The organism is Exiguobacterium sp. s194 (assembly GCF_018618275.1).
GTDB classification, from domain to species: Bacteria; Bacillota; Bacilli; order Exiguobacteriales; family Exiguobacteriaceae; genus Exiguobacterium; species Exiguobacterium chiriqhucha.
This window is the reverse complement of the sequence record NZ_JACSLT010000011.1, coordinates 1-23,753: the sequence shown is the minus strand read 5'-3', so window position 1 is coordinate 23,753 and position 23,753 is coordinate 1. Positions and strand designations below refer to the sequence as shown.

Below are 23,753 nucleotides of genomic sequence, written 5' to 3'. Positions count from 1 at the left end.
TGAACATGAAAGGGGGCGCACAAATGTATGACGAGGCTATAAGACGGACGATTCGACATATCGAAGCTAATTTATATGAAGTCATTACTGAGGAGGACCTTCTCCTACACAGTGGGTTCTCGAAATTTCATTTTCACCGCATTTTTCAAGCTCATGTTGGCATGACAATGAGTGAGTATATAAAAATGCGCCGTCTTGCAAATGCTGCGAGTCTGCTGATTCATACAGATGAGCGGATTTTAGACATCGCTTTACAACATAATTTTGAATCACAAGAGTCGTTTACACGAGCGTTTAAAATCCGGTATGGTCTTCCCCCAGGACGTTATCGGGTGAGTATGAGGACATTACTACGACAAGGAGATGGGAAAATGGTTGGGTCAGTCAAAGGGTGGTTTTTAAGCGGTATGGACGCACAACATTATAAAATTGGTGTCGATAGGGAGATTGTTCATCAAGGAAGAGCGTCGGGTTATTTAAAAGCGACTTCGCTCGTAACGAACGAAAGCTTTGGAACGATGATGCAACAATTCAAAGCTGATCGGTATATTGATAAAAGACTTCGGCTATCTGGATTTATAAAAACTGAAGAAGTTAAGGTATTTACTGGATTGTGGATGCGTGTGGATCATAAAAATGGAGATGTAATTCAGTTTGACAATATGAGCAATCGACCAATTAAAGGGACAACAGATTGGAATCGCTATTCAATCGTTCTAGATGTACCAGCAGGTAGTGAAGTGATTTCATTCGGAGTGCTTTTATCAGGTGAGGGTAAGGTGTGGATAGATCAGTTAGATTTTAGCGAGGTGGATATTCGTATTCCGATTACGAATCTCGAGACAGCGGCAACCCATCAGGATGAACCAATTAATTTATCGTTTGAGGATGAGATTGGTATTTAAACAATCACTCAGCATCAATAAAAGAGGTGACTCTAATCCACATCGGGTTAGAGTCACCTCTTTTTAGTGTTAAGCCCGGGTCTTCCCGAACTCAATATATGTCGTAATCGACTTCACGTGCTTCACGACGTCTTTCTCACGAAGCGGGCGACTGAAGTAATAACCTTGGACGTAATCACACTGTTCGTTCAGTAACCATTCGAGCTGATCCGATGTTTCGACACCTTCCATGAGCACTTTCATGCCCAAGTTATGGCCGAGTTGAATCATTGAGCGAACGATGGCTTCCTGGTTCCGGTCGGTGAACAAGTTGACGATGAACGACCGGTCGATTTTCAACACTTGGACCGGTAGCTCACGCAATTGACGGAACGACGAGTAGCCCGTCCCGAAATCGTCGAGTGAGATTAAAATCCCGAACTGATGGAGCTGGGTGAGTTTCTCTTGCGTCGATTCTTCATATGATAGCATCGACGACTCCGTCACCTCGAGCTCGAGGAACATCGGGTCCATCCCGGTCTCATCCAAGATGGCCTGGAGCGACTCGACGAAATCCTCACGCGCGAACTGGAGCGGCGAGACGTTGACCGAAAGCGTGAACGGTTTCACGCCGGATTTCTTCCAACGGACCCAGGCCCGGCACGACTCACGCATGACCCAGTTGCCAATTGGATGGATGAGTCCGGTGTTCTCTGCAATCGGAATGAAGTCGTCCGGTGACACAGAACCGAGTTCCCGATTATTCCAACGGAGGAGCGCCTCGACTCCTTCGAGACGATTTTGCGTAAGTGACACTTTCGGCTGGTACACGAGTGAAAACTCGTTTCGGTCGAGCGCCTGCGCGAGCGCTTTTTCGATTTCGACGGTACGAAGAATTTGATGCTTCGACTCGTCTTCGAATTCTTTAATTTGATTCTTACCAGTCCGTTTCGACTCGTGGACGGCAAGACGCGCGTACTGGACGAGCTCTTCAGCCGACTTCGTATCGTTTGGATAATGACTAATTCCAGCGCTGAGCGTCAAATCGACAGTCGTGCCATCGATATTGAACGGTTGCGAGATTGCCTTGATACACTTTTCGGCTTTCTGTTTGGCGAGCGTGCTGCGTTTGTCGAACAGCAAGATGATAAACTCGGATGAACCGACGCGTGTCAAAATGTCATCCGGATGAATCGTATGTTGCAGGCGCTCGGCAATCTGCATCGTCAGTTCGTCCGAGCCGTGATGACCGAGCATATCGCTCAAGAAGCGCCAACGATCGATGTCGATGTAGAGGCAAGCGACCGGATCTTCGATTCGGATATGCTCAGCCAAAATTTGTTCCAACTTGTGCCGGTTCGGTAAATCAGTGAGCGTATCGTGATACGCCATATGTTCGACGAGGCGCTGTGAGGCGATCGTTTCTGAGACGTCGCGCATGAACCAAAGTACCTGGTCCATCGTTTCCCCTTTAAGCGGATAGCTCGTCACTTCAATCGTCCTGTCGTCGAAATTGACGCGTCTCGTTTCATGAAACGGTTGATTGATGGTGAGCGACGGATGATAGTCTTGGAAGAATGCATCCTTCTCCACTCGGTCGAACAAGCGATAGAACGCTGTGTTCGCGTATTGAATCATTCCGTCTTTCGTCGTCGTGACGACCGCATCCGTCGTGGAGTCAAGAATCGTTGCTTGGATAAAATCCCGTTTTCGAAGATGACGGTCAATCGTGAGTGATAAAAAGAAGATGGCAAACAAGAGAATCGTGATCGCGCTCACGAGCCATGCGAGCAACGAAGGCTCAATCGCATTGGCGAACGGTCTGTCTGTCTCGACGAACGTGAAAGTTGCCGCCATCATACCGACGAAATGCATGCCGAAGATGGCGACACCCATCAAGAGGGAGAAGAACACTTTCAATTCGATGTGCATTTTTTTCTCGGTATACTTCGAAAAGAAGCCGATCCACAAAGCAACGAGCGAGGCACCTAGCGCAATCAAAATCGAGAGTGTCGCCAACCATGGATTGTAGGAAGTCGTGATGCCTTGGAGCGCGGCCATTCCGACATAATGCATGCTGGCGATACTCCCTCCCATGACTAGTCCGGCACCGATTAGGGCTGGTCGAGTCGTGCGACGCGAGACAATCAAGAAGCCGAACATACAACCGGCCATGGCGATGACGACGGACAATAGGACGAGCGGGACCGAATACGTGATCGGTCGCAATACCTCATGGGCCAGCATGGCGATGAAATGCATCGACCAAATGCCGAGACCGAGTGTCGCGCCACCAGCGATGATCCAGACATTTTGGGTGGAACGGTTCGCTGAATTGACACGTCGGGCCAGTTCGATGGCGGCGTAAGCAGAAACGGCGGCAATCAGATAAGACAGAATCACGAGAAACCCATTGTGACTCATCGAGTGTTCAACGACTGGTTCCATATATACCTCACTATGAATGTAATTTTTTTGTAATTTCAATTATACCTTGGAATTCAAAAGTCCATCTATCATTTTGCTTCATATAATAAAAATATTTTTTGCATGAAATAGGGAAGTCGTTCGGAAAGCGGGTAAACTACGGATAGAAGGAGGGGAGACGAATGATACCGACAAAGAAAGAAATCATCTTATTTCTCCTCATCGCGTTCGGGTTCTCATGGTTGGCGTGGTGGGGACTATTTATTGGGACCGAGTTACCGATTCAAGCGATTGTGCTGATCGGAGCGTTCGGTCCAAGTCTTGCCGGGAGTTACATGGCGTTTCGGGAGAACGGTTGGGAAGGTGTCACGACGTTATGGAAGCGGGGATTCGAGTGGCGGATGGCAGGCAGATACTATGCGTTCGGCCTGTTGTTCCTTCCCTCCGTTTTCCTGATTGCCTATTGGTGGTCCGATGCGGAAGGGGCGTTGCTGTTTGAGCGTCCGTGGCTCGTCGTGCCGACGTTCTTCTACATGCTGTTCCTTGGCGGCACGATGCAAGAAGAGTACGGATGGCGCGGTTATTTGCTCAACGCGTGTCAATTGAAGACGACCCCGATCAAAGCGAGTTTGTTCGTAGGGGGCATTTGGACCGTCTGGCATACACCACTCTTTTTGATGGAGGGGACCGGGCAATCGCTCATCCCGTTTTGGGCATACGCCATGGCGATTCTCGCTTTCACGTTCATCATATCTTGGCTCTACAATGTTACGACGATGAATTTATGGTCCGTTTTCTTGCTCCATACGATGTTCAATGTCTCGTTCGCACTCATTCCACTAATGAAGCCGGGCATGTTTCCGATCGGCTTTCTCCATTTGACGTTATTGCTCGTCACGACTGCAATCGTCCTCATCTGGAGAACGCATGGACATCTCGGTTACGATCATCTCGAGCAGCTCGAGGCGGTGGAAGGGTCGCATCAACCGAACGTTACGCCAGAAGCGGACGCGGGTAAAGACTAGCACGTATCATTCAGGAACAGAGGGAAGTGGAGAGATTGAACTTTCGCCCGCTCGAACGTGAAGATGTAAAGCCGCTCCAACGGCTGTTTATGGAGAGTCTGAGTGATTTGATTCGCCGAGAACAGTTTGAAGATGCCGACTTGTTGGATGAGGAAGTCGAACGGTTGAATACGACCGTTCAAGACAGTTTCGAGGACGAGACCGTTCAAATTTTCGTGGTGCTCCAAGACGACGTCATCGTAGGGACGGCCGCGATTTTGCCTCCGAATGACATCATTACCGCACACGTCGACATCGAGCCGAACGTTCCTGAAATCGGATGCATGTACGTCGCACCTGGTGCCCAACGCCAAGGTATCGGTCGTTTCTTGATAGACAATATGAGACGGCAACTCGTGGCGAATCAACAAACGGCATTTTATTTAGATGCCGGCTTTCCAACGTCACAAGCCTATTGGGAGAAGCGGCTCGGCCCGCCGCTCGTGACGATTGAGCACTATTGGGGTCCGGGGGCGCATCATAAAATTTGGCGTTGTCCCGCCAATGAAAAAGAGACCTGATCGCATGCGATCAGGTCTCTTGCTTATTTATAAGTGCTCATAAATTGATGAATCCCAGAAGCGGTGGCATCTGCCATCCGTTGCCGGTATGTGGTGCTCGTCAAGTGCGAGCGGTCGTTCGAGTTGCTGATGAAACCATATTCGACAAGGGTCGATGGGACGCTGTTCTTGCCGACGACATAAACGTTTTGATATTTCACACCACGGTTACGAATCGTTGGGATTCGGACACCGAGTTCACGGTTGATGGCTGCCCCTAAACTACGGCTAGCCGAGATGTATGGGTTCGTCGTATAACTTTCACCGGTCGGGATGAGGACTTCGTGACCGTGGTAAGACGTATTCGTCGACGAGTTGTTATGAATGCTGACGAAGGCGCTACCTTTATACGATTTTGTCAATTCGACGCGTTGTGCGAGCGACAAGTACACGTCGTTCGAGCGCGTCATCCGTGCGTTATAGCCATATGTATTCGAGAGCGTACTCGCGAGACGTGCGGCGATATCGAAAGCGATGACTTTTTCGTACACTGATCCGTACACAGCCCCTGGGTCATTCCCGCCGTGTCCAGCATCGATCACGATTGTCCGACCTGAACCGGTTGATGTTGTTGGTGTCGTCGTCGTGGCCGGCTTCAAATACTGTGAAGCGACGTAACCCGTCTTGCCGCCGTAACTCACCTTATACCAAGAGCCGTACTTGCTGATGTACTTGACGGTCGCACCGTTTGGGATAGTCAGCAACACCGTGCTCCACGAGGCTGCCGTCAAGCGCATGTTCAAGTTGACCGTCGTTTGGTAGGACGTGGTAGAAGTCGTCGTAGTCGGGGCTCCGGTGGCTGTTAAGTATTGCGAAGCGACATAGCCCGTCTTTCCGTTGTAACTGACTTTATACCAAGAGCCATAACGACTGACATACTTGACGGTGGCGCCGTTCGGGATCGTCGTCAAGACCGAGCTCCACGAGGCTGCCGTCAATCGCAAGTTTAAATTGACCGTCGTTTTGTAGTACGAGGCTGAGCTCGGCGTCATCGTCGAGGGAGTCGAAACTTTCACGTATTGCGAAGCGACGTAGCCGGTCTTTCCACCGTAGCTGACCTTGTACCAAGAGCCGTACTTGCTAACATATTTGACGGTCGCCCCATTTGGAATCGTTAAAAGGACAGGACTCCATGTGGCGGCACTTAAACGAAGGTTCAAGTTCGCTGTCGTCGTGTATGTAGAGGCAGCTTCGACTCGGCTCGATTCGAAACCGTTCGGCGTCAAGTCGAATGGGGCGATGGCCATGCCACCAATGACGAGGGAAGAGCTAAGCAACAGTTTCAAGTTCCAAGATGATTTCGTTTGGTTCAATCGAGATCCGCTCCTTTATTCATAAGATAGGTGAAGTAGCTGTGAAATGAAATCGTCATCATGTCTCCGTTATTATATAAGGAAACAAGAAAAAAATGGAGGTTAATATGTAAATTGTTTGACTTTTTTTCAATAAGTTTATTTCCAGAGTTTCGGAAATAAAAAAAGAGACGCACGAGGGCGTCTCTTTTAATAATCACGTAAGGCGTGGTAAATCTTCGCCTAATGGTTTGATTGTTGGTTCGATTTTTGTCAAACGCGGAAGGTCTTCGCCTAATGGTTTGATAATTGGTTCAAATTTCGTCAAACGTGGGAGGTCCTCACCAAAGGTTTGAATTGGTGCATTAAATTTCGTCAAGCGTGGTAAATCTTCGCCCATTGGTTTGATTGAGCTACCAAGTAATAAAACTGCAGCAGCGATGAATAATAGCCCTGTAATCTTTTTCATCGTGAATCCCTCCGTTGAATAAATTATTGTGAATAAAGCAGCGATCCCTAGTATGTTATGACAGTGGTTAGTAGTCAGAAACTGGAGATTCTAGTAAATTATATACCGATTCTGACTGTTGGTAAACACGTGATTCCAAATCTCCTACATATTGTTGTGGTAGGTTTGGTTCATGTAGCACAACTTTGTCCAAACCTTCTCTAGTAGAAGAAGATAAGATTGGAACGTGTGCTTCTTGACTAAGCAATGTGCTACATAATGGAGTGAGTAGATTCTCTAACGAGTGAAAAGATTCTGGTCGCCAGCAAATTGATGCTTCCGGAAGAATATACAAGATATGTCCTTCCTGCAATAAGGCTAAACATTGGCGAAGAACTGCTTGAAAATCTCGTTCGATATTGATATATCCATATTCTTGGAAGTGTTTCTCATAGACGGTTTTTGAACTGCGCTTTAGAATAGAGAGAGACAGTTCAGGTCCAAGAATGTATAGTTTTTTATATGACCGATTTTCTTTAAGAGTTCTTGTAATTAGTTGTGGCAAAGTTTGATAATAATCGATTTGAAAAGCGTTTACGATAAATCCTTTTGGAGAACGCAACAATTGGGTCAAATGTTCTAGTCCCTCAAATTGATTGTGATCGGTATACGAATAGGATGTATTGAATACCGGGGCTTGTTTAGATTGGAAATAGATTTTAGGTTTAATATAATCTTCAGCCAGTAAAAAACTTAGTTTTCCCATCTGATGTATTCACCTCCGAAATATAAATCCTACAACTGGTTTTAAAGTGAATCATTTTACCTATAAAAATATAAAGTTTTATATTTACTAGTTAAATTTTATCATGATTAAACAGTCTAACGAACTGCTATAGGTTGGGAAAATCATAGCAGAAAAACATCAAAAATATCGTTTTTAGGTTAAAAGTTTCCTGATATGCACGTTTCCAGACTATATTTATTTTAAAAAACGCTAATAATTAGGGCGAAGGGGCTATTTCTTGGGATGGAATACAACTACGGAAACCTTATAAAAATTGAGAGAATGCGTAGGAATATGAAGCAGTCTGTCTTAGCTAGAGGGATTTGTTCAATATCTTACTTGAGTAAAATTGAAAATAACCAAACATCTCCTAGTGAAGAAGTACTAGAGATGATTTTTAAGAGGCTTGAAATTGAAGTGCCTCTGTACTATGATTTCAGCGAACAAGTCGAGAAAGTAAAGAGCGAAATTGAAGAGATTTTGAAAGATGCTATTTTAACAAGGAAAGATCAAGATAAGCGAATTGAAATCAACAAATATTTAACTAATCCTGTGGTCAATCAATCAAAAGAGTTATATATAACATTGTTAATAGCGTTGGCTAGGTTTGAAATCATGCCCGATGGTGAGGGGAAATACTTCACTGAGATTGGTTGGATTGAAGAACAGTTAAATCGAGAAGATAAACTAAGATATACTTTGATAAAATGTATTAGACTGATTAACCAAAATGAGAAAGAAAAATCCTTAGAGTTACTTGAAGATCTGAACGAACAACTTCCCCATTCAAATTTACCTACGTGGGAAATGGCGGATATGAGGTATATCATGGGTGGATTGTATTACAAATTCACAGATTATCTACAAGCAATCGAGAATGTAAAATTCGCGCTCGATTATTTCCAGGAACATTTTTTCTTAGAAAGAATCGTTGAATGTCATATTATCATTGGACTAGCCTTTAAACGTCGAAGACGCTTTACGGAAGCTTTGGCTCATTACCATAGAGCGGTCAAAGTAATAAGTGCGACAAGTCTAAATAACTATTATGGAATGCTCTACAATAACATGGGTGAGATTTATTCTTCACTAGGCGATCAAGAGCGGGCACTTGAATATTTTATGCAGAGTTTCGATTACAAAGTAGAAGTGAAAAGTAAATTGTATAGTGTCGTGTCGTTGATTGAAGGATATACAAACTACAACAACACAGAAGAAATCTTAAATTGGTTGGCCAAAGGATACGAGATTAAAGGTGATCGAACGGGATTAGAAGAATTCGATCATCATTTTGAAATTTATAAAAACTGTTATCAAGTCCCAGACAAGCTTGAGTTGATTAAATCACTGAAAGACGCAGTTCACTATTTTGAGATGAATAATGATTATGTGTATATGCAAAAATACTCTTTATGGTTAGCTAGAGAACTTCGAAGTAATGGGAAATATAAATTGGCCACTGAGTACTATGAAAAAGTCATTGATATCATGTCTCACATTGATTAACGCCTCCTCAGGCGTTCTTTTTTTGCACAAAAAAAGAGACGCCCGAATCGTCTCTTGTCGTTTATGGAGTGGTGAAATAATGAATCGTCCAAATCGGTTCGTTCATCAATGCTTCGTCTTCCACATGGCCCGTTTGAACTTGTTGGAGCAGGTGAATGATATGTTTTTGCAAATTGGCATCGTGAGAGCCGCTTCGCAAAATCCCATCTTCACTCGCGATGATATAAAACCCACCCAACCGCAAAGGAATATGATGTCTAACAATCGATACGGCAGCTTGCAGTTCGGCTTGCCCGCCTTGAAGTGGCACGTTTATATCAAAACGTCCCCATTGTTTAAAGTCGCCTAGTTCTGAAAACGGTGGGTCGCGGTGATCCAACTTCATGACCTCCAATCTTGTCTGTCTCTTCCTTACTAGTATAGCTCTTTTTCTAGACTTAACCTGCGAGAAAAATGGGAAGGGTAAATCGATTGTAGACGTCAAGTTGATTTTGACACTTTTTGCTCGTTTGCCTTTTACACTTCTGCCGAAAACAATGATTTCCGGTTTCTCATCCGATGACTGTCGTCATCACTATGTATGATTTCGACGCGATGGAGTAAGCGGTCCAGTATCGCAGTCGTGATGCCCTGGTCCCCGATCAATTCGCCCCATTGTTCGGGGCTTTTGTTCGAGGTCAGGATGATCGAGCTGCGCTCATAAAGGTGGTTGACGAGATGGAAGAAGAGATTGGCTTCTCGTTGGTCCATGGCCATATACATCAGGTCATCGATGATGACCAGGTCCGAATCTCGCAACCTTTTTAACTGGATCTTCGACTTGCTTGAGAACTCTTCACTTTTTAATAGTTGGACGAGTTCGCCCATCGTGACGAAGTATACCTTGAACCCGTGGTTGACCGCCTCGATTCCGAGTCCCACGGCCAAAAACGTCTTTCCGACGCCCGGAGGGCCCAAGAGGATCAGGTTGTACTGTTGTTCGAGCCAGTTGAGCTGTTTCAACTGCTTCAGCTGTCGGGCGGTTAGTGCGGTCTGTTCCTCCAAATTGAACTCCGAGAGGGATTTGATGAACGGGAATCGGGCCCACTTCATTCGTCTCTCCAAACTTTTAGCGTCTCGTTTGGCGCGTTCATGGTTCGTGATGGCACTTAGAAATTCGATATACGTCCAGGAGGCCATTTCGGCCTCTCTCAAAATCTGTGGGAGGGCGTCAGCCGTCTCGGCGAGACGAAGCTGCCGAAAGTCCTGTTGTAACTCGGAAACGCTTTGACTCATTTTGTCGCCACCCCTTTCAGGATGTCGGTGTAGGCTTGGAGTGACCTCGTTGCGACCTGTATCCCGGATTTCTTCGGACGTTCGGTATCGGGTTTTGGATCACACCCATCGTCCGCGAGGATCGCAAGATAGTGGACCACGTCTCGGAAATCGTTGGCGCTGAACAGACTCTCTTGCGAACACTTTTCCAGTGCGTTCGTTAAGTGATTGGGATACATGATCGCGACGTCCCTGATGATGTTGAACTGGTCACGTCGGTATCTCGGGTAACGCTTTGAGAGCTCACCCAGATAATCGGACGCCGCCTCTCTGTCCTCGAAATAGGTGAGGACCTGTTGCTTCAGTTCTTCGATTCCTTTGGAACGATCCCGAAGGTGGTCACGGCTTTGAATCAGTTTTCCGCTCTCTTTGCTGACCCGGTGGTCTGCAATCACTTCTCCCTCGGGAGATTCGCGAATCAATAACCGTTCCTGTTCGGTCACTTCGAGGAACACCACTTTCTTCTTGACCGATGAGTAGGTCCCGATTGGGACGGTGTAACGGTTTGAGCGATAACGGATTGTGTTGTCCTTGCTGACGTTCCTTGCTATACTTTCGGTACGGATACTTTCGAAAGAGAGTAGCGATAAGACCGGTTGTAAGTGTTGTTTTTCGACGGAGAACACTTCAGCTGGTCTTTTTTTCGTTGTCTGATGGACGTTATGATTTCCTGTCCTCTCCAACCATCTCATGGAACGGTCGTTCCAATCCTCGATATGCCGGTACACTCGGCTGTCCGCGAAGTTCCGTTTGATGTACTTCACGACGTTCTCGATCATACCCTTTGACTCCGGGTCAGCCCGACGACATAAGTGGATTCTAAACTTTCGTTCGTTCACGTAGGCTTGAAACTCATTGGTCAATAGGACGTCACCTGCGTTCTCGTTGATTGCGATGAGGTGATCCTGGTCATAGACGATTTCAGAAGGACGCCCACCATAGAATTGGAATGCATTTTCGTGGCAGTGAATAGTGTCCTTGGTGGTGAACGGTCGTTCTCTCCATTCGACATACTTCATCCGAGAGTGCGCAAGTACGAACGCAATGAAATAAAGCTTTATCATTTTTCCATCTTTAGTCCGTTGTCTGGTCTCACCCCAGTCTACCTGTATTTGCTTGCCCATTGGTTGTTCTGGGATAGCCTCGTAATGGCGGACAATCCTTTTCTTTTCAATCTGATAGATTTCTCGGATTTCCTTCACGTATGTCCTGACCGTGCTCGATCCGACCGACAGGCCGGGATATCTTTCAAGTAACCAGTCATGTACTTGTGCGCTGCTCAAATGCGGATACTCCTCCAACCATGCAATGATCCAGTCTCGGTAGGCATCGAGCTTCTTCTTTCGTGAGCAGGCTTTCTCGTCAAATTCATGTAGGGCATCTTCATATGTCATCTTCAGGTACTTATATACCGTCGGTCTCGATACCTTCAGTGCTGTGGCGATTTGAGCCACTTTCATGTTTTGCTGATACATTTGATGAATCTTGATGTGTAGCACTAACTTTTCCTCCAAATCCATTCCCTCCAGATAAAATAGCCTCAACTACTCTATCGGAGTTCTGTTCTGATTTTTCGGCAATAGTGTAAAATCGTATCGAGCAAAAACTGTCAATTTTATTTTAGCGTTCACAATCGATGTTGCCTTCGTTTCTCGATGTTACTCTTTTTCTAGATTATCCCAAAACATTCCTGCTAAAAATAGAAGCTAAGGCGTAAAAAACACGACCGGAACGACTCCGGTCGTGTTCATTGATGAATCGCTTCTTTCGATGTCGGCAATTCACAAATAAATGTGCTACCTTCCCCGTAAATCGATTCAACGTGTAAATGTCCGTCGTGCGCTTTCGCGATTTCTTTACAGATGGCGAGACCGAGTCCTGTCCCTCCGATTTTACGACGGTCTGAGTTATCGACCCGGTAAAATTTGCCGAACAAGTTCGGCAAGGCGGAAGAAGGGATACCCATCCCGTTGTCGCGGACTTTCATGACGACTTGTCCTTCGAGTCGTTCCAACGAGACGAGCACGTTGCCGCCTTCTGGGGAATACTTGATGGCGTTACTGAGCAAGTTACCGAGCAACTGTCGCATCCCTTCCAAGTCGGCCTCGATTTTAAAGTCTTGTCCGACATCGGCATCAAGGTGTAGATGATGCGAATCGGTCGTCTCTTGATAAAAGCTGATACTGTCGCGGGCGAGCTCGAGCAAATCGACCGTCTCCCACTCGAACGTCTGTTTTCCGGCCTCCATCTTTTGAAGGTCGAGGAAGTCGTTGACCAAGTACGAGAGACGTTTCGCCTCATCGTGAATCGTCTTCAAGTACAATTCGCGGCGGGTTGCCTTCAAATCACGCTCGAGCATCAACTCTGTGAATCCATAGATCGATGACAGCGGCGTTCTCAATTCGTGAGATACCGTCGAGACAAGCTCTGATTTCATTCGGTCAATTTCAGTTTCGGCCGTCACATCGCGCAAGACGAGCATCGTGCCGTGAATCTTCCCGTCTCGGTAAATACTCTCTGCATAGACTTGGAGGAAGCAATCGCCTTGATCCAATGAAATCGATAAACCGTCTTCCGGCGGCTCTTGGTCGAAGACACGTTCGATATAACTGATGAAAAGGTCTTGTTGATCGACACGTTCGGCAAACGGTTCGATATCAATCGATAACGTTGTCAGTTCCTCATAACCGGCGTATTCGAATTGAAGTTCATCGAACATGCGGATAAAGGCGCGGTTGCCGACAATCGTGTCTTCTTCATAGTTGAAATAAAGAATCGCTTCACGGACCGAGTTGATTAATTGTGCCGTCTCTTTACGATCCTGTTGCATCTGGCGATAAAGCCGCGTCCGTAAGAGCGAAATGGCCAACTGGTTCGCGAACGCGTTCAACTCTGATGTTTCACTCGCATCGAACGGCTTATCGTAACAGGCCAAATATAAACAACCGATCATCGTTCCGTCTGATGGATCTTTTACCGGGATGACGGTCTCATGGATATAGTACGGGTAGCCGTGAAGCTGGTCGGCCACTTTTTTTGAACTCGCCTCTAGCGTTCTTGAAATCATAACGCGTTTGAGTAAGAGCGACTGTACTTTCAAATCTTCTTGTTGTTCAGTGGTCATCCCTTTCGGTACGACGGACGTGATTTCATCGTCTTTGACGAGCAATACGGCCCCGAACTCGGCCTCGGTCAACCAGACGATTTTTTCGATGACAGCCGAATAGTCGAGTAACGATTCCTTCGAAGCGAGTACTTCAATCAATTCGTTACGATACTGCAGTTTGGTCTCGTTTTGTTTCGACGCCTCGAGCACGGACTGCATCTCTGTTTGCTTCGCGCGCATATTTTCGTTTTGACTGACCATTCGTGTAATCAAAGGACGTCCAATTAATAAAATAGCAGTGATAAACATGACTAGCCCGGTCATCCAGATCCAACGCAACGTCAGAAGTTCGGTCGGTGAGACGGTATCGTCCCGAACGAACCAAGCACCGATTGCTGTTAAAACGAGGCTGGTGATACAAACACCATAAAGGATGCCGAGAATTTGACGACTGTTCAATTGTTCAATCCACTTGCCCATAATACACTCTACTTCCTTCCTTAACTAAAAACCAACTCCAATTCCATTGTCGTATAACGGAAATATACAAAAAGAAAAATTAGATGAACACCGAATTGCTCAAACAATGTGCCATCAAGCATTCTCTGTTTAAATATCATATCTAGACGGATATACCCCGGATTTCAGCATCTTACACATTCAAATGTGCTTCCGATTGACACATGCGAAGGGAACAGGATAGCTTGAAAGAGAAGACATGACTATGGAAGAGGTGCTCTTATGCTATCGATTGAACCTTCAGCGTTAACCGAGCGAGACACGTACAAATTTATAATCGGGAGTATCGTTCCGCGGCCAATCGCTTTCGTGACGACTCGAAACGGCGACACAATCAATGCTGCGCCGTTTAGTTACTTTAACATCGTTGCGTCCGAGCCGCCGCTGCTATCGGTATCGGTTCAACGTAAGAACGGTGTCATGAAAGACACAGCCCGTAATGCGGTCGCGACAGAAGAACTCGTCATCCATATCGTCGATGAGACGAACGTGGCTCTCGTCAACGAGACCGCGGCCAATTTAGGGCCAGCGGAGAGTGAGCTCGATCGGACGACGTTCACGACCGCACCAAGTGATATCATCGAGACGCCAGGCGTGAAAGAAGCCAAAATCCGAATGGAATGTAAACTGCACCATCACGTTCCGATTGAGCATGACGGGAAAGTGACGGCTGACTTATTGATCGCGCGAGTCGTGCGCTTCCATATTGACCCGGCGCTTTATGAAGCCGGACGTATCGACGCCGAACGATTGGCACCGGTAAGTCGACTCGCTGGAAACTTCTATGCCACGCTCGGCGAAACGTTCGAAATCGAACGACCGAAATAAATGCCATGGTGCCTGCTCGAATCGGAGACAAGGCACCTTTTTTCGGGTAAAGAATGGAGAGCCCATTGGCATAATGGTTTTCTTTCACACGAGCGCTCGAATGTGTCACAATAAAGTCAGAACATTCTAATTTCTAACGCGTCAGCGATCAGAGAAAAAAGGGGAGTCGGCTATGTCATATCGTCCAGCCATTCAATCGATCATCAATGCCATTGAGACGGTGATCGTCGGAAAAGAAGATGTCATCGCAAAGAGTTTGACTGCTTTACTTGCCGGAGGGCACGTGTTATTAGAAGATGTCCCGGGCGTCGGGAAAACGATGCTCGTCCGGACGTTCAGTCGAGCCATTGATTTGGATTTCAAACGTGTCCAATTCACACCGGACATGTTGCCATCTGATTTGACCGGAATCTCGATGTACAATCAAAAAACGAAAGAGTTCGAATATCGGCCGGGTCCATTGATGGGTAATATCGTCTTGGCCGATGAAATCAACCGGACCTCTCCTAAAACCCAATCGGCCTTGCTCGAGGCGATGGCGGAGCGCAGCGTGACGGTCGACGGTGAAGTCAAAATTTTACCGTCCCCGTTCTTCGTCATGGCGACGCAAAACCCGATTGAACATGAAGGGACGTATCCGCTCCCGGAAGCTCAATTGGATCGATTCCTCCTTAAAATCGAGATGGGCTATCCATCTTTCAATGAAGAGATTGCACTGCTGACGCGGTTTGAGAAAGCAGAACCGCTTGAGGCGTTACAGAGTGTCATTACGAAACATGAAGTCGAACAGATGCAACGCGAAGTGCGCGATGTACACGTTTCGAGTGCCGTCAAACAGTATATCGTCCGCTTGATTCACGAGTCGCGCAACGACCCGAACACGTATCTCGGGGGCAGTCCACGGGCGACACTCGCTTTGATGAAGGCGGCACAGGCGTGGGCGTATATCCACAACCGTGACTTCGTGCTACCGGATGACGTGAAGGCGCTCGCCGGTAGTGTGCTCGGTCATCGCATCTTACTGACGGCAGAAGCGCGCTATAAAGGGAAGACGGCCGAACAGCTCGTCAAAGGTTGGCTCGACACACTTCCGGTCCCGATGGATCGTGAGGTCAAAGAAGTATGAAAAATTGGATGAAGCTGTTCCTTGTGTGGGCGGCGGCATTCGGACTTTACGCATTCGCCCGGATTGAAGGGAGTATCGTCGCGTCGACGCTCTGGTGGTCATTTTTCGTCCTGGCCGCCTATTGGACGATTTTCATGATTTATCCGGTCACAGCCGCGAACGTGTCGCGCCGTGTGACGACGAAACGACTCGTCTCGGGCCAAACGATGGACGTGGAACTGCAAGTGGAGCGGAAATACCCGTTTCTTGTCGGGGTCGTCACGTTAGAAGAGACACCGCCGCCGCGACTCGCGACATCCACTGATGTCATCATTACCACGGTCGATCGTTTCTTTCGACGGACAGAGACGGTCCATTACGAAATCGAACAGATTCGACGCGGCATCCACGTGTTCGATCGGACCGTCCTTCACGTGCGAGACGTGTTCGGACTGTTCGACCGCAAACGGACGTTGCGACTCGAGACGGTCGTTGAAGTCTCACCTGCTGAACTTCCGTTCGACTTACCGCGTGACGAGCAAGTCGGTGGGCGAGGCGAACAGTATCGCCGCACGCGCACATATACCGAGGTTGCCAATACGACGAGTGGTGTCCGTGAGTATGCGGCCGGGGACCGCATCGGTCGAATCGATTGGAAAGCCTCGGCTCGACGCGGAAACTTAATGACGAAAACGTTCGACCAAGAGCAGGAGAAGAAACTGTCGCTTGTCTTTGTCCCATCGACAACGGCTGGGCATGAAGAAGCGTTCGAACGTTCATTGTCGCTTCTCGTCGGTGCAATCCGACAACTCGAGCGGAAAAATCTGCCGTTCGAACTGTATGTCATCGAAGAGCAGGTCCGTCTGTTCCATTTGCCGGACCAAAGCGCAGAGGTCGGCCATTACTTGCTGACAGCGACACCGGAGCCGGAAGGGCGCCTTGTCGAACGAGTGAAGCGCAACCTGCCGCAAGAAGTGGGGAACTTGATTTTGATTAGCCCACTCGAGACGAAATGGGTGCGTGAGATCATGAATGAGACACAAGGCAGCTATCATTTGTACACGGCGAACGAGGTGACGACATGACGACATGGTTGAAACGAATCGTCTATACGGCGCTTGCCGCCTACTTGTTGTCATTTTGGGTCGAGCCGATTGTGGGCAGTACGACATTTGATGTCAATTGGCCGTTCTTGTTCCTGCTTCTCGTTCCGATGTTTGCAAGCTTGTTGCCTTGGTATGGTTTCATTGGTGTGGTCGTCTTCAATTTCTTTATCGTCTTGTACGTGTACCACGGGAGTATCCTGGATTGGTTCGGTCTATGGTTAGAGGATTTGAGCGGGGTACTGAGCGGGGCTTTGCCGGAAGAGGCGATTTTCTTCTCGGCGATGGCACTCATCGGGGTACTGTTCGCCATCCTGGTCGGACGCACGTATCCGAGCTATGGCTTCGTTCTCGGGATGATCGTTTCGACGCTCGGACTGATGGCTTACTTTGACACGTGGACGCTTTATGACGGGGAAGGGAAGATTTTACTCGCAATTTTAGCATCGCTCTTATTGCTCTTCGTCACCGACCTGGCGAAACGACCGAGCAAATCGCTCGTCCGCTATGTCAGTATCGCGCTCCTCGCTTCGGTCGTGTTGGCGCTCGCGAGCGTGTCGCCGACAATTGAAGGGGATTGGTCCGATCGGTTGACGACGAGTTTCCAAAATGCTGGGAACGATGAAGGTTCAGGCAGCGGTCGAGTCGGCTATGGGGTGAACGATGAACAACTCGGCGGACCGTTTGAGCAAGATGACGGCATCGTCTTCATCGCCCGTGGTGTGCCGGCGCGCTATTGGCGCATCGAGTCAAAAGAGATTTATACGGGGAAAGGCTGGGTCGAGTCCCCGGTCCTCGATTCCGAATATAACCGCGGACAACTCGTCGACCAAGCTGTCGATACGACACCGGAACAGGCGTTGCTCCGATTTGACCGGCGCCAAACGTTCGTCCCGTATGGTGGAGAATACCCACAGGCGACGGAGACGGACAATGGCACCGAATTCCGAGTCGGGAATATCGAAGAACCGTTTCCGAACGAGACGATTCACATCCGACCGTCCGGGAAAATCGTGTTCGACAATGACGGGCAAACGACGCCTCAGACGATTCAACTTCGCTACAGTGTCCCTTCCTTCACAGAAGAGCAACTGGCGTTGAATGAGCCGGTGACGACGTTGACGGAAGAAGAGCGGCAGGCGTACTTACAATTGCCGGATTCACTTCCGGATCGGGTCCGCGACTTGTCGGCCGATATCACGGGCGACAGTGAGACACCTTACGACCAAGCCCAAGCAGTCCAAGCCTACTTCCAATCTGGAGATTTCCAATACAATACGGAAGATGTAGCCGTCCCGGAAGGTGATACGGATTACGTCGATCAATTTTTGTTCGATACGTTAATCGGGTACTGTGACAACTTCTCGACCTCGGCTGCCGTCCTTCTCCGGGCGAGCGGAGTGCCGACGCGTTGGGTCAAAGGTTTCACGATGGGTGATGCTCGCGGGATTATCCAAGGGGAAGAAGAATACACGGTCCGGAACCGTCACGCTCACTCATGGGTAGAATATTTCGTGGAAGGCGCAGGCTGGGTCCCGCTCGAGGCGACCATCAGTTTCTCGGACGCCAACTTGCTTCAAGTCGAGACGGAGGACGAAGCGAATGCAGACGATCCAGCGGCCAATGATCCACAAGCGTCGCAAGACGACGAGCCGACGAATCGTCCGCAAGAAGATTTGGCACTCGATGATGTGACGTCGGGAGAGGCGGCAACGGAGAACTGGAATATGCCGGTGTGGGGTTGGATTGTGATTGTCTTTACGGTCGCCGTTCTCGTATGGAACCGAAAATCGATTGAACGCCTCGTCATGATGCTTTGGTGGACACGGCGTCCATTGAATGAAAATCGACTTGTCGCCATGCATCGATATCTAGTGAAACGACTCCGCGGAGCAGGTTTCAAAGTCGACGGGCGCACGCCGTCCGAACTCGCCGCAGAGGTCGATGCTTATTATGAATCGACGGAAATGACGAGATTGACCCGTTTGTTTGAACAAAGTATCTATGCCGAAAAAACGCCGAATTCAAAATATAAAGAATATTGGAAAATCATGATTCGTCGAATTATGAGTTGAAGTAGGCGGATGCATACAGTAAGATAGACGCATTAGTTAGATAATTGAACAGCAATCCTTCGTATATACTCGCGAATTGGCGCGAGAGTCTCTACCGGACCACCGTAAATGGACCGACTATGAAGGAGCACGTTTCGTATACACAGAAAAGGGCGTGCTTCTTCTTCGGTTTAGTGAATCCGTGGGAGAAGCTCGCTCTTTTTTTGAGAAGAAGGCAGAAAGGTGGAGGTTTTGTGAAAATAGAACAAGAGATGATTTTGGTGCTCGACTTTGGAGGCCAGTACAACCAGTTGATCACACGTCGTGTACGTGACCTTGGCGTATATAGTGAGCTTCATTCCCACAAGATGACCGCTGCTGAGATTCGTGAATTGGCTCCGGCCGGGATTATTTTCTCGGGTGGACCGAACAGTGTGTACGCGGAAGGCGCATATCGCTGTGACCCGGAAATTTTCGAACTTGGCATTCCGATTTTCGGAATCTGCTACGGCATGCAACTCATGACGCATCACTTCGGTGGACGTGTCGAACGAGCGGCACATCGCGAATACGGAAAAGCGACGCTCTTCTCGACACCGGAAGCGTCGGCGCTCTACAAAGGTCTCCCGGTGGAACATACGGTTTGGATGAGCCACGGCGACCTCGTCATGGAAGCACCGCCAGGATTTATCGTCGATGGGACGAACCCGTCATGTCCGGTCGCTTCAATCAAGAACGATGAACTCAAAATGTACGGCGTCCAGTATCACCCGGAAGTCCGTCACTCTGAGTACGGCAACGACATCTTGAAAAACTTCATCTATGAAGTGTGTGGTGCCAAAGGTGAGTGGTCGATGGAGAACTTCATCGATATCGAAGTCGAGAAGATTCGCGAGATTGTCGGTGACAAGCAAGTTCTTTGCGCGTTGTCAGGTGGCGTCGACTCATCGGTTGTCGCAGCGCTCGTTCATCGTGCCATCGGCGACCAATTGACATGTATGTTCGTCGACCATGGTTTGCTTCGTAAAAATGAAGCGGACAGCGTCATGAAGACGTTCGCGGACGGTTTCAATATGAAAGTCATCAAGATTGACGCGCAGGAGCGTTTCATGGCGAAACTTGCCGGCGTTTCAGATCCGGAACAAAAACGAAAAATCATCGGCAATGAGTTCATTTACGTGTTTGACGAAGAAGCGTCTAAACTTGTGGATATGGACTTCCTTGCCCAAGGTACGCTTTATACCGATATCATCGAGAGTGGAACGGACACGGCACAAACAATCAAGTCGCACCATAACGTTGGTGGACTACCGGAAGACATGAACTTCACGTTGATTGAGCCACTTAACACGCTCTTTAAAGACGAAGTGCGTGAACTCGGGACTGAACTCGGGTTACCGGACTATATCGTTTGGCGCCAACCGTTCCCGGGACCAGGTCTTGGCATTCGTGTTCTCGGTGAAATCACAGAAGAGAAACTTGAAATCGTGCGTGAGTCAGATGCGATTCTGCGCGAAGAAGTGAAGAAAGCCGGTCTCGAACGTGATATTTGGCAATATTTCACGGTCCTTACACCAATTCGTTCAGTTGGTGTCATGGGCGACGAGCGGACGTATGACTATGCGGTCGGCGTACGTGCCGTCACCTCGATTGATGGAATGACTTCAGATTGGGCCCGCATTCCATGGGATGTACTCGAGAAAATCTCGGTTCGTATCGTCAATGAAGTCAGTCACGTCAACCGTGTCCTGTACGACATCACATCGAAGCCACCAGCAACGATCGAGTGGGAATAACCACCAGAGGGGAATAATCCCCTCTGTTTTTATTTGGAAAATCCGAACATTAAAGCGTAATAAAAGATTAAAATCCGTTATTTGTGTTGACATACGATTTCGTCGTTGTTAAGATAAAAACGTTCTTATCATATCCGAACAATTAAAAATTATTTTGCCGTATAATATCGGGAATATGGCCCGAGAGTCTCTACGAAATCACCTTAAATGATTTCACTACGGCGAGACATAGATGGGGGACGTATGTCCCTATATGTTTCGCGTGGGGTCTCCGGTTATCAATCGGGGACCTTTTCTCGTTTTACGGCGAGCCAAGGAGGAAAATCAATGAGCACACAGCTCAAGCAAGAACCAAATCACCAACCATCAGGAAACCGGATTGAACGTTACTTCCAATTGAACGAACTTGGAACGAACGTCAAAACGGAATTGGTCGCAGGGTTCACTACGTTCCTAGCGATGGCTTACATCTTGTTCGTTAACCCGAACGTGTTAGGCGCAGCAGGAATGGACATGGGCGCTGTTTTCGTGGCAACCGGTCTTGTCGCCCTCGTCGGTTCTGTCATGATGGGCTTGTTCGCCAACTATCCGATTGCGATCGCTCCGGGTATGGGGCTTAACGCCTTCTTCGCGTACAGTGTAGTTCTCGGCATGGGTATTCCATGGCAAACGGCACTATCAGGGGTTCTCGTTTCTGGTTTGTTCTTTATCGTTTTAACACTGTCAGGTATTCGTGAGACAGTCGTCAACGCAATTCCGGGACCACTCAAAATGGCGGTCGCGGCAGGGATTGGTTTCTTTATCGCCTTTATCGGTTTGAAAAATGCAGGTATCGTCGTCGCCAACGAAGCGACGCTCGTCGGTCTCGGTTCACTCGGAACAGGGACGACACTCCTTTCAGTGTTCGGTCTTGTAGTGACAGCATTGTTAATGGTTCGAAATGTAAAAGGTGGTATCTTCATTGGGATGCTTCTCACGGCAATTGTCGGGATGATCTTCAATCTTGTACCGACACCGACTGCCATTTCAGACATCATCTCGGCACCACCGAGCATGTCATCGACGTTCGGACAAGCGTTCATCAATTTCTCAGAAGTCTTCACGGTCCAAATGCTAGTCGTCATCTTGACGTTCTTCTTCATTGATTTCTTTGATACAGCGGGTACGCTCGTAGCGGTAGCTCGTCAAGCAGGAATCATGAAAGACAACAAAGTGCCACGTGCGAGTAAAGCGCTCATGGCTGACTCAACAGCAACAGTGGCAGGTGCAATCTTTGGGACATCGACTGCGACGTCATATGTAGAATCGTCGGCTGGTGTAGCGGCCGGTGGTCGTTCGGGCTTGACGGCTGTATTCGCAGGTTTGTTCTTCGGATTGGCGCTCTTCTTCTCGCCACTCTTGGCAGTCGTCACATCGGCGGTCACAGCCCCTGCATTGATTATCGTAGGAGTACTCATGGCTTCGGCTTTACTCGATATCGACTGGAGAAAGCTAGAAATCGCGATTCCTTCATTCATGACGATTCTGATGATGCCCCTCACTTCGTCGATTGCGACGGGGATTGGGCTCGGATTCATCTTGTATCCGCTCATGATGATCGCGAAAGGGAAGACGAAAGAGATTCATCCAATCATGTACGGCATGTTAGTGATCTTCTTGGCTTACTTTATATTCTTGCCGCACGCGTAATGAAATGAAGCCGACTCGATTTATGAGTCGGCTTTTTTGTATGCAGTGTTTTCAGGTAAGAAGGGGTCGTACATGGTTAAAGCATGGTTTTCTGTGATGAACTCATTTCGGATGAATGTGCCATCTTGGGAGAAGACGCTTCTAAATATTTGGTTATGCCGAACTGTTCCACCCCACCATTCATTCGTGAAGTGGTGGTTTTCTTCATATATCTCATATTGAACGGTTGGTGGGATATTGGACCGCCATTGCCCTACGAGATAATCCCCCTCTATATATAGAAGGAGTTGAAACGTCTGTGCCGTCCGATTGGTGATTTGAAGGTCTAAATAGTTGTAGGAACATGTGGCGCCACTCCCAAAAGGTTGGTCCCTTCGTGAATCAGGGAAGACATCATAACTGTGGCGGTAACGCTCGGTCACTGTGAGTGGGCTATGGAGCGTGATCCAATAAATCAAGTTGGATAATTGACACAATCCGCCCCCGGTTCCAGTCGTGACCTTTCCGTAATGCAAAATCATTCCGTCCACATAGCCCTTTCGTTTTGTAGGTCGCCCGATGGCTTTCCAATATGAGAGCACTTCATTTGGAGAAACGATGATGCCATTTAACTGTTTAATGGCGATATTAAGATTAATGACTTTATTCTGTTGCATTTTGAGATCGATATCTCGTAATTTTCGGTAGAGTGGGGTGCGGTGCTCATAGATGAGGTGGGGCAGTGGTGCAGTATCTCGTTTAGAAGTGTACCGCTTCTTATCCGTCATCCATTGTGTTCGGCGTTTTAATATGTAATACTGTGTTCCTGCCCAGATGCGCAGGTTCGATCGTTTCTTTGGCTGCAGTTGGAGCATCAAGTGTCACCTTCTTATAAGTTGGTATTGATGAGTATTCGTCGACAGGGAAAAATTCCCTTCTCCAATACAATAGATGCGAGTAAGGGGACGAGAAAAATCTTTTAAAGTTTTTTTAGAATAATGCTTGCCATGTGATAGAAAGGGATGCTATAGTTATCTCTGTTGCCAGCGCTGCTTACAACTTAGTAAACAAACTGGTTGACACACAATAATGATAAATGTTATTATCATTTAGTCGCCAAGAGCGACAGACGAACTTTGAAAACTGAACGATGAGGCAAAAACGATTTACAATTTTTGAATGAAGCGCAAGCTTCGTCATTTTTAAAGAGCTATATCAAATTCTTTGGAGAGTTTGATCCTGGCTCAGGACGAACGCTGGCGGCGTGCCTAATACATGCAAGTCGAGCGCAG

The 23,753-nt window shown here is 47.8% G+C and carries 19 protein-coding genes, 1 rRNA gene and 2 riboswitches; of the genes, 11 read left to right on the top strand and 9 right to left on the bottom strand.

Translation table 11 applies throughout. The features are described 5' to 3' along the window. The first annotated feature begins 23 nt into the window (after nt 1-23). Nucleotides 24-905, top strand: coding sequence for a helix-turn-helix transcriptional regulator (locus tag KNP85_RS13360; RefSeq protein ID WP_214803437.1), 882 nt, complete (start codon nt 24-26; stop codon nt 903-905). Between the two features lie 69 nt (nt 906-974). Here KNP85_RS13360 and KNP85_RS13355 read toward each other — a convergent pair whose 3' ends face one another. Next, nucleotides 975-3,332, bottom strand: a complete 2,358-nt coding sequence (locus KNP85_RS13355; RefSeq protein WP_251136299.1) for a bifunctional diguanylate cyclase/phosphodiesterase — start codon at nt 3,330-3,332, stop codon at nt 975-977. Nucleotides 3,333-3,493: 161 nt separating this feature from the next. Between KNP85_RS13355 and KNP85_RS13350 the strand changes: the two genes are divergently transcribed. Further along, nucleotides 3,494-4,336, top strand: a complete 843-nt coding sequence (locus tag KNP85_RS13350) for a CPBP family intramembrane glutamic endopeptidase (protein WP_214803435.1) — start codon at nt 3,494-3,496, stop codon at nt 4,334-4,336. Between the two features lie 35 nt (nt 4,337-4,371). Beyond that, on the top strand, nt 4,372-4,896 hold the full coding sequence (locus tag KNP85_RS13345; protein ID WP_214803432.1) for a GNAT family N-acetyltransferase: 525 nt from the start codon (nt 4,372-4,374) through the stop codon (nt 4,894-4,896). A gap of 23 nt (nt 4,897-4,919) precedes the next feature. Here KNP85_RS13345 and KNP85_RS13340 read toward each other — a convergent pair whose 3' ends face one another. From KNP85_RS13340 to KNP85_RS13330, 3 genes are all read right to left on the bottom strand, one after another. Next, a complete protein-coding gene (locus tag KNP85_RS13340; RefSeq protein WP_214803430.1) occupies nt 4,920-6,248 on the bottom strand; it encodes an N-acetylmuramoyl-L-alanine amidase family protein in 1,329 nt (442 codons plus the stop codon). Between the two features lie 196 nt (nt 6,249-6,444). Next, entirely contained in the window at nt 6,445-6,696 is a 252-nt protein-coding gene (locus KNP85_RS13335) for a hypothetical protein (RefSeq protein WP_214803427.1), read from the bottom strand. A 67-nt stretch (nt 6,697-6,763) separates the two neighbouring features. After that, nucleotides 6,764-7,441, bottom strand: a complete 678-nt coding sequence (locus KNP85_RS13330) for a hypothetical protein (RefSeq protein ID WP_214803424.1) — start codon at nt 7,439-7,441, stop codon at nt 6,764-6,766. A 264-nt stretch (nt 7,442-7,705) separates the two neighbouring features. On the opposite strand from KNP85_RS13330, the gene KNP85_RS13325 reads away from it, so the two are divergent. Then, a complete protein-coding gene (locus KNP85_RS13325; protein WP_214803421.1) occupies nt 7,706-8,968 on the top strand; it encodes a helix-turn-helix domain-containing protein in 1,263 nt (420 codons plus the stop codon). A 61-nt stretch (nt 8,969-9,029) separates the two neighbouring features. Here the strand turns inward: KNP85_RS13325 and KNP85_RS13320 are convergent, their stop codons facing one another. The 4 genes from KNP85_RS13320 to KNP85_RS13305 all read right to left on the bottom strand — a co-directional run bounded on the left by KNP85_RS13320 (nt 9,030) and on the right by KNP85_RS13305 (nt 13,868). Further along, the gene (locus KNP85_RS13320; protein WP_125318027.1) at nt 9,030-9,347 is read right to left on the bottom strand and encodes a hypothetical protein; all 318 of its coding nucleotides are present in this window, start codon (nt 9,345-9,347) and stop codon (nt 9,030-9,032) included. A gap of 137 nt (nt 9,348-9,484) precedes the next feature. After that, nucleotides 9,485-10,243 (bottom strand): IS21-like element helper ATPase IstB, encoded by a 759-nt coding sequence (istB, locus tag KNP85_RS13315; RefSeq protein ID WP_214756978.1) that lies wholly within the window; start codon nt 10,241-10,243, stop codon nt 9,485-9,487. Continuing rightward, nucleotides 10,240-11,781 carry an IS21 family transposase gene (istA, locus tag KNP85_RS13310; RefSeq protein WP_131473021.1) on the bottom strand — a complete coding sequence of 514 codons (1,542 nt, stop codon included), beginning with the start codon at nt 11,779-11,781 and terminating at the stop codon, nt 10,240-10,242. The genes istB and istA overlap by 4 nt, the downstream gene beginning before the upstream one ends. A gap of 248 nt (nt 11,782-12,029) precedes the next feature. Then, entirely contained in the window at nt 12,030-13,868 is a 1,839-nt protein-coding gene (locus tag KNP85_RS13305; protein WP_241764612.1) for an ATP-binding protein, read from the bottom strand. 261 nt (nt 13,869-14,129) lie between these two features. Here KNP85_RS13305 and KNP85_RS13300 point away from each other — a divergent pair, with 261 nt between their 5' ends. From KNP85_RS13300 to KNP85_RS13275, 6 genes are all read left to right on the top strand, one after another. Next, nucleotides 14,130-14,735 (top strand): flavin reductase family protein, encoded by a 606-nt coding sequence (locus KNP85_RS13300; RefSeq protein WP_214803418.1) that lies wholly within the window; start codon nt 14,130-14,132, stop codon nt 14,733-14,735. A 172-nt stretch (nt 14,736-14,907) separates the two neighbouring features. Further along, nucleotides 14,908-15,861: an AAA family ATPase gene (locus KNP85_RS13295; RefSeq protein ID WP_021065165.1), complete on the top strand. Its 954-nt coding sequence runs from the start codon at nt 14,908-14,910 to the stop codon at nt 15,859-15,861. Continuing rightward, the gene (locus tag KNP85_RS13290) at nt 15,858-16,925 is read left to right on the top strand and encodes a DUF58 domain-containing protein (protein WP_021065164.1); all 1,068 of its coding nucleotides are present in this window, start codon (nt 15,858-15,860) and stop codon (nt 16,923-16,925) included. Before KNP85_RS13295 ends, KNP85_RS13290 begins: the two co-directional genes overlap by 4 nt. Further along, nucleotides 16,922-19,018, top strand: coding sequence for a transglutaminase domain-containing protein (locus KNP85_RS13285; RefSeq protein ID WP_029596122.1), 2,097 nt, complete (start codon nt 16,922-16,924; stop codon nt 19,016-19,018). The genes KNP85_RS13290 and KNP85_RS13285 overlap by 4 nt, the downstream gene beginning before the upstream one ends. A gap of 39 nt (nt 19,019-19,057) precedes the next feature. Next, a riboswitch (purine riboswitch) is annotated at nt 19,058-19,158 on the top strand. A gap of 111 nt (nt 19,159-19,269) precedes the next feature. Continuing rightward, nucleotides 19,270-20,793 (top strand): glutamine-hydrolyzing GMP synthase, encoded by a 1,524-nt coding sequence (guaA, locus tag KNP85_RS13280; protein WP_251128761.1) that lies wholly within the window; start codon nt 19,270-19,272, stop codon nt 20,791-20,793. Between the two features lie 137 nt (nt 20,794-20,930). Then, nucleotides 20,931-21,032, top strand: a riboswitch (purine riboswitch). Between the two features lie 88 nt (nt 21,033-21,120). Further along, nucleotides 21,121-22,482: an NCS2 family permease gene (locus KNP85_RS13275; protein ID WP_251128759.1), complete on the top strand. Its 1,362-nt coding sequence runs from the start codon at nt 21,121-21,123 to the stop codon at nt 22,480-22,482. 20 nt (nt 22,483-22,502) lie between these two features. Here the strand turns inward: KNP85_RS13275 and KNP85_RS13270 are convergent, their stop codons facing one another. After that, nucleotides 22,503-23,336 carry a VanW family protein gene (locus KNP85_RS13270; RefSeq protein ID WP_029596119.1) on the bottom strand — a complete coding sequence of 278 codons (834 nt, stop codon included), beginning with the start codon at nt 23,334-23,336 and terminating at the stop codon, nt 22,503-22,505. Nucleotides 23,337-23,682: 346 nt separating this feature from the next. Between KNP85_RS13270 and KNP85_RS13265 the strand changes: the two genes are divergently transcribed. Further along, nucleotides 23,683-23,753: ribosomal RNA gene (locus KNP85_RS13265) — 16S ribosomal RNA — on the top strand; the annotation flags it as partial.